General features: G+C 37.0%; 3 protein-coding genes. 2 read left to right on the top strand and 1 reads right to left on the bottom strand.

What is annotated here, in order from left to right:
* A partial coding sequence (locus ACFWV9_RS03175; RefSeq protein ID WP_411893779.1) for a beta strand repeat-containing protein occupies positions 1–5,003 on the bottom strand: 5,003 nt, incomplete at its 3' end.
* A gap of 489 nt (positions 5,004–5,492) precedes the next feature.
* Between ACFWV9_RS03175 and ACFWV9_RS03170 the strand changes: the two genes are divergently transcribed.
* Both ACFWV9_RS03170 and ACFWV9_RS03165 read left to right on the top strand, forming a co-directional pair.
* Complete coding sequence (locus ACFWV9_RS03170; RefSeq protein WP_411893778.1) at positions 5,493–7,082, top strand: peptide chain release factor 3; 1,590 nt, start codon at positions 5,493–5,495, stop codon at positions 7,080–7,082.
* A 140-nt stretch (positions 7,083–7,222) separates the two neighbouring features.
* Positions 7,223–7,453 (top strand): (4Fe-4S)-binding protein, encoded by a 231-nt coding sequence (locus tag ACFWV9_RS03165; RefSeq protein ID WP_411893777.1) that lies wholly within the window; start codon positions 7,223–7,225, stop codon positions 7,451–7,453.
* The last annotated feature ends 147 nt before the right edge of the window (positions 7,454–7,600 follow it).

The raw sequence follows: 7,600 nt of genomic DNA, 5'->3' as shown, positions 1-7,600 counted from the left end.
TCTGCTGTTGCATCTGCCATCGTCGGGTTGTAGACCGTGACGTTTCCGTCGTTGGTAAGGGTGATCGTATAGTTGATAACCTGGCCTACGGTCGTATATTCTGTTAATGCGCCACCATCGATATCTGCAAAAGTCTTGACAGTAGCTATGCTTGGGGTTACAATACAACCCGAAGTATCAAGGGGATCAACAACAGCTAAATTAGTTCCAAGTGAGTAGTTTACGCCCACCTCAGTAACAAGTCCGTTTCCGTCAACTGAAGCCGGATCTGGTTCGCCAAATTGTCCATCATCTGCACCTGCAGCAAATGGATTCCAATAAGCTTCATTGGCATCTGGACAACCATCACCATCACTATCCGTATTTTGAAAGTCAAAGCTACTATCGCCACCAGTATCCACTGGTGTTGTAGCCTCTGCAACATCATCTGCTCCGTTGTTATTTCCATCTGCAAAGCCAGCATCACTAACATCAATAACACCATCTCCATTTGTATCTAATGCACCATTTCCTGCTTCATCTGCATCATATATTCCATCATTGTCTGAGTCGAGGTCAAAATAATCAAAAACAGAATCTCCATCTGTATCTATACAGAAACTATCTATTTCAGTAAATCGTATTGCAGAAAGACCTGGTGTTGAATTAAGCTGTACCGTAACAACTATTCTAGTTATTGATACACCATTAAGATCAAATAGTACTGATCCTATACCGTCTTCGCTTGTGGCTTCACCATTAACTCCAGAATTTGTCGTAGTTGTAAATATCTCTCCGTTTGCTCCAGTCTGGGTTATTTGGGTACCAACTATTGCTCTTAACCCAAACGCCAGATCTACAGGTGTTACACCATCAAAGACTTCTACTGTTACCACCTCGTTGTTGTCAAAATCTGTAAGTTTAAACATTCCGCCACCAATATTTGGTGAAAAGTCTAGTTGAATAATACCAACATCTCCATTACTTCCTCTAAAATTGAATAGTGGTCCTTGGCTATTTGCTATTGCCGGATTTGCCGTAGTAATTGACATTCCACCCAACTCAGTAAGATCTAAATCGAACGTACCTCCAACTATTGGATAAGTACCATCATTTGCGTCTGATAAGAAGTTACCAATGCCTAGATTACCTGTTATATCAATATCATTAGAAGGTGAACAGCCTTCAAATGTGTCTAGAATACCATCGTTATCGTCATCAATGTCGCACCCATCCGGGAATCCATCGCCATCATTATCTGCTGCATCATCGAATCCAGCACATATATCATTTAAATTTAACACCCCATCATTATCATCATCACATTGTGGGCCCGTGATCAGAGAATCTGTACTACTAATATCGTTTTGACCTCCTGAAACTGCACTAGGAACTCCATTGGCATCTTGACCTCCTATGATTTCACCTGTACCATCTACTTGACCTGCCAGTAAACCACCATCTCCTTCTAAAGCATCAAAACAACCGTCGTTATCACTATCAATATCAACATTATCGAAAATTGAATCTCCATCTGAATCTATACAAAATTCTTTTACCTCAGTGAAGCGAATTCCCGAAAGACCAGGTGTTGAATTTAATTGAACCGTTACTAATATTCTTGTTACAGAAACACCAAAAAGATCGATTAGAACAGAACCTATAATGTCTTGACTTGTAGCGTCACCATTAACTCCAGAATTAACAATCGTTGTAAATATTTCTCCGTTGGCACCAGACTGAGCTATTTGTGTACCAACCGTTGCTCTTGTCCCTACCGTTAGATCAACTGGTGTTGTACCATCAAATACTTCAATGGTCACGACCTCGTTGTTGTCAAAATCTGTAAGTTTAAACAATCCTCCACCTATATTTGGTGAAAAATCTAATTCGATAGAACCGACATCGCCATTACTTCCTCTGAAGTCAAACAGTGGTCCTTGACTATTACCAACAGCTGGATCTGCAGTAATGATTGACATTCCACCCAACTCCGTAATATCCAAATCATAAGTACCACCAGGTAATGGATAAGTACCATCCTCTGCATCTGATAAGAAGCTACCGATGCCCAGATTACCTGTTATATCAATATCGTTAGATGGAGAACATCCATCATTTATGTCTAAAATACCGTCATTGTCATCATCGAGGTCACAGATATCTGAAACCCCATCGCCATCCGTATCTGTATTTCCTGAAGCAATAGGATCGCAATCATCAATAACTACAATTGTTGCAATGGCTGTATCACAAATAGAATTATCTGCTGTTAAACAAATTTGGTATTCAACATTATAAGTTCCTGGAGTGGTTCCTCCTGGTACAATGATTGTACCAGTAGTATTTATAAATACTCCTGTTAATCCATCGTCATTAGTAATGCTAATATTATTATCAATTAAGGCATCTGTTGCTGGTGTAGTACCATCTGCATCATCATTGGTAAAGACTGTTGCTGTTACATCGCCTGTTACACTACCAATAGTTGATGCACTAAAGTCATCATTATTGGCTGTAATATTGGGTAAACATGCTGTTGCATCTAAAACATCTGTAACTGCAACTGTTGTTGCCTGGCCACCAGACACTAAATTTGGTATACCATTGGTATCAACACCACTAGGTGTAACATTGGCAATATCAATTGCTCCGGCACCATCTAATTCTGTGACTAGCACACTACCAGCACCTTCAAGGGCGTCAAAGCAACCATCACCATCTGAATCTGTATCTAAATGGTTAGGTATTCCGTCATCATCAGTGTCATAAACATCTGGTATTCCGTCTCCATTGGTATCTGTATAATCTGTTGTTGAACCATCTCCTACTCCACCATTATCTATTGTATCTACGAAATTTGGCACGCCATCTCCATCTTCATCTCCTATAGGGTCATTAACTCCTTCAGCTTCAGCCGTATCAAGAATTCCATCATTATCATCGTCTAAATCTTCTGTATCGAGCACGCCATCACCATCTGTATCAAGCACGTCTCTAAAATCGACATCATTTATACCATCTGTATTTTGTAAAATGGCAGTGTCATTTATAATACCATTAGGATCTTCCAATCCAGTGGTTAAGTCTATTGCATCATCTAGGCCATCAAAATCTGAATCATTCCCTGTTAAGGTAATTATAGCCTCTATCGTATCTGATTGGCCATCATTATCGGAATCTGGATCTAAATAATCTGGAATTGTATCACTAGTGGTTAAGGGTCCATCAGTATTTACGGGCACAATCCCGATACTTCCGGCAGGACCTCCTCCTAGAGTACTATCATAAGTATCAGCAAGACCATCACCATCTGTATCATCTGGTATTCCATCACTATTTGAATCTAATGGTTCAATATAAGCTACTGTTGTTTGTCCTTCATTATTATCAGGAATTCCATCACCATCTGAATCTAAATCATATCCATTTGGAATTCCGTCTCCATCTGTATCCGTAAAATTGGTTAGTGGATTATTATCTAAATCAATATTCTCATCCTCTTCTGTATCGAGGATTCCATCATTATCATCATCAATATCAACAGTATCCAAAATACCATCACCATCCCAATCTAAAGGATTTGCTCCAATCTCACAGCCAAAACCGTCATTTTGACCCGATGGATCTGCAATTAAAACTTTTGTAAAAGCTGTTCCTGTTGTTGCCGTAGAAACATCTAATACTTGATAAATATCACCATTTCCATTATTAAATGCATAGAAATTGTCTTGTTCATCTTGCCATACAGCACCAAAAGTATTGTTTGAAATAGGGTCTGTATTTGTTGTTGCGTTAGCAAGCGTTAAATTAAATCGTTGTGAGACGCCAGTTGTAACATCAACCTTGGTTAAACGAGCAGTAGTTAATGCACCATTCATGGTCATACCATATACATGATTACCGACAAGAGCATAATCCGCAGCAGCAGAAAAAGTTCCTGAGACTGTAACATTTGTTGCAGGGCGTGTTGCAGGATACGTAGCAATACCTGTAACATCAAAAGTCACTATATAATTTGTACCCGCGTTTGAATTAATGTACCCAACTGTATTTCCAATTGAAAATAATCGGAATGTAAATCCTGCAGAAGCTCCAGTAACTGTAATTTCTCCAACAAAACTATAATTGTTAGATGGGTCATAAACTCGTACTACACTACCTCCTGTACTAGAATATACATATTGAGTAGCTGCACTGTATGCGCTGTTTGTAGCTGAAGCATTTGATACTCCTGGCAAAGTTCCTATATTTACATAGGCCTGTAAGAATGGGTTAAGTCTAAAAATCTCTGTTGTACCAGTGCCACCATTACCCCTTGTCTGATATAGCGAATTAATAACCCCACATTGCAATGCGGCTGCAGAACATACTGAAGATATACCATCCGTTACTGCAAAGTTTGTTCCTAATGAATATACTACCCCAACTTCAATTACGAGTCCATTGCCATCAACTGTTGCTGGGTCACCAATACCAAACTGACCACCATCATTACCATCTGCGCCATTAAAACCATAGGCTTCATTAGCATCACTACAACTATCGTTATCACTATCTAAATTCTGAAAATCATAACTCCCATCTGAATTTGTATCAATTGGCGTCAAAAGTTCTGTAGTATCGTCTACGCCATTAGAATTTACATCGGCAAATCCTGAGTCGTTTAAATCTATTCGTCCATCCGTATTAGTATCCTGTAATCCATATCCAGCCTCTTGAACATCATAAATTCCGTCATTATCGGAATCAAGGTCAAGATAATCAGGAATTGTATCACTGTCTGTATCTGTTGGGTTCGTACTTGGATCATTGTCCAAATCCAGATTAGCATCTTCAATCGAATCTAATATTCCATCATTGTCATCATCGACATCCACTCCATTAAGAATTAAATCGAAATCACAATCTCCTGTCGGTGAGACATCGGCGCACTGTGCAAATGATAATTGAGAATAACTAATTAGCAGTAAGACTATTAATAAAATTTTCTTGTCTAACGAGAATCGGGTAGAGATTTTCATAGTAATATATAGTTGATATATGATTTATAACAAAAGCATCGATAATTAAAAATATCGATTAAATGCAAATATATTCGTTTAAACGTAAAAAACAAATAATTTCAGTAAGAAACACTGTACTAAAAAATCTTTATCATATCTCTAACTTGAGATACGCTTTTTAAATATAAGTCACTAATTAACTGTAAATTACCATTTCTGGCCTGTGTAGAAAGACTTGCTAAAAATCAATTCTTGAAGACATAGGTACGTTGCTATTAATTTGGGACAAATATTTAATGTAAATTTCATTTTGTTAAAATTACGCTAAAATTCAAGGGCAAAATAAACATTGATTATGGCTTTTCAGTAAAAAATCGTTGAAAAACCAATTTTAAATGCCAAAACACTGAAATCTAATACTTCTAGAAATTGTTACATTTTATTGATTTAAAAGAATTGAAGTATGCTTGAATATTATAATTTTGCATTTCCTTTTAAAAAATACCAATGAGTTTTAGATCTGAAATAGCTAGACGACGTACTTTTGGGATCATCTCCCACCCAGATGCTGGTAAAACCACCTTAACGGAAAAACTACTTCTATTCGGTGGCGCCATACAAGAGGCTGGTGCTGTAAAAAGCAATAAAATAAAAAAGGGTGCAACTAGTGATTTTATGGAGATAGAACGCCAACGTGGTATTTCCGTTGCAACCTCTGTTTTGGCCTTTGAATACAATGGTATTAAAATTAATATACTAGATACGCCAGGTCACAAAGACTTTGCAGAAGATACGTTTAGAACCCTTACTGCTGTTGATAGTGTCATTGTTGTAATTGACGTTGCTAAAGGTGTTGAGGAGCAAACCGAAAAACTTGTAGAGGTCTGTAGAATGCGTAACATACCTATGATTGTGTTTATTAATAAACTAGATCGTGAAGGTAAGGATGCTTTTGATCTGTTAGATGAAGTAGAACAAAAGTTAGGACTTAAGGTTACACCGCTAAGTTTCCCAATTGGTATGGGCTACGATTTTAAGGGTATATACAACATCTGGGAAAAAAACGTAAATCTCTTTACTGGAGATAGCAAGCAACATATTAATGATACAGTTGAAATCTCTGATTTAAAATCTGAAGAATTAGATAAATTAGTCGGGGAAACGCCTGCAGATACCTTGCGTGAAGAAGTTGAACTGGTAGAAGGTATTTACCCAGAATTTGATAAAGAAGCATATCTAAATGGTGACTTACAGCCTGTATTTTTTGGATCTGCCCTAAATAATTTTGGTGTTAGAGAGTTACTAGACTGTTTTGTAGACATAGCACCAAAACCAAGACCAAAGCATAGTGAGGAGCGACTTGTGCAGCCTGATGAAGAGAAGTTTACTGGTTTTGTTTTTAAAATCCATGCTAATATGGACCCTAACCATAGAAACCGATTGGCTTTTGTGAAGATTGTTTCTGGTGAGTTTAAACGCAACACGCCATACTTGCATGTACGACATAATAAGAAACTGAAATTTTCTAGTCCTAATGCCTTTTTTGCTGAGAAAAAAGAAATTGTAGACATCTCTTACCCTGGCGATATCGTTGGTTTGCAAGACACTGGTAATTTTAAAATTGGTGATACCTTAACTGAAGGTGAAATCATTAATTATAAAGGTGTACCTAGTTTTTCACCGGAACATTTTAGGTATATCAATAATGCAGACCCGATGAAGGCAAAGCAATTATATAAAGGTATAGACCAATTAATGGATGAAGGTGTTGCTCAGCTTTTTACTCTAGATTATAATGGAAGAAAGGTTATCGGAACTGTTGGTGCATTGCAGTATGAAGTCATACAATACAGACTAGAACACGAATATGGAGCCAAGTGCACCTACGAAAATCTCAATGTGCATAAAGCTTGTTGGGTGCAAACAAATGATGAGAAAAGTGAAGAGTTTAAAGACTTTAAGCGTGTAAAACAACGCTATTTAGCAAAAGATAAGCAAGATCAATTGGTATTTTTAGCAGATTCTATGTTTTCATTAAAGATGACACAGCAAAAATACCCCAGTATTACATTTCATATGACCTCAGAGTTTGAATAGATTTAGTATGTAGTTCATCGATTTAGATTCTTAATTTGTGTATTTCAACGATGTTTTATGCTTTTTATCTGATTTTTTTAAACCATTACAATTCAATCTTTACATTAATTTAAGATTAACCCCAAATTGATCTACTTATTATGGAAACAAAAAACAATGTTTTCAGTAATGAAAAAATTACTGTAACCTACGAGCCACGTTGTTGTATTAATGCCGAATTATGTGCAAAGCAACTTTCTGAAGTATTTAGGCATTCTGTTATCCCCTGGATAGACTTGGATGCGGCAAAAAACAAAAAGATTATCAAACAAATTAATAGATGCCCATCAGGTGCATTGAAATATTATTTTAACCAGAAAGAAGTTGCCTAAATAATTTAAATACTGAACCGTCAAAATATTATACCCTTTAATGAAGATTAAAGGGTATTTTTATATAACATTAACTATACGGGTAATACTACGCCTGACCAGTAGGGCCAAAATTCAGTGGAATTGGCGGTTGCTCAGTGTAAACAT

This window comes from Winogradskyella sp. A2, from assembly GCF_046762865.1.
In the GTDB taxonomy this organism is placed as follows: Bacteria; Bacteroidota; Bacteroidia; order Flavobacteriales; family Flavobacteriaceae; genus Winogradskyella.
Note: the sequence above shows the minus strand (reverse complement) of the source record. Positions and strands in the feature narration are given on the sequence as shown.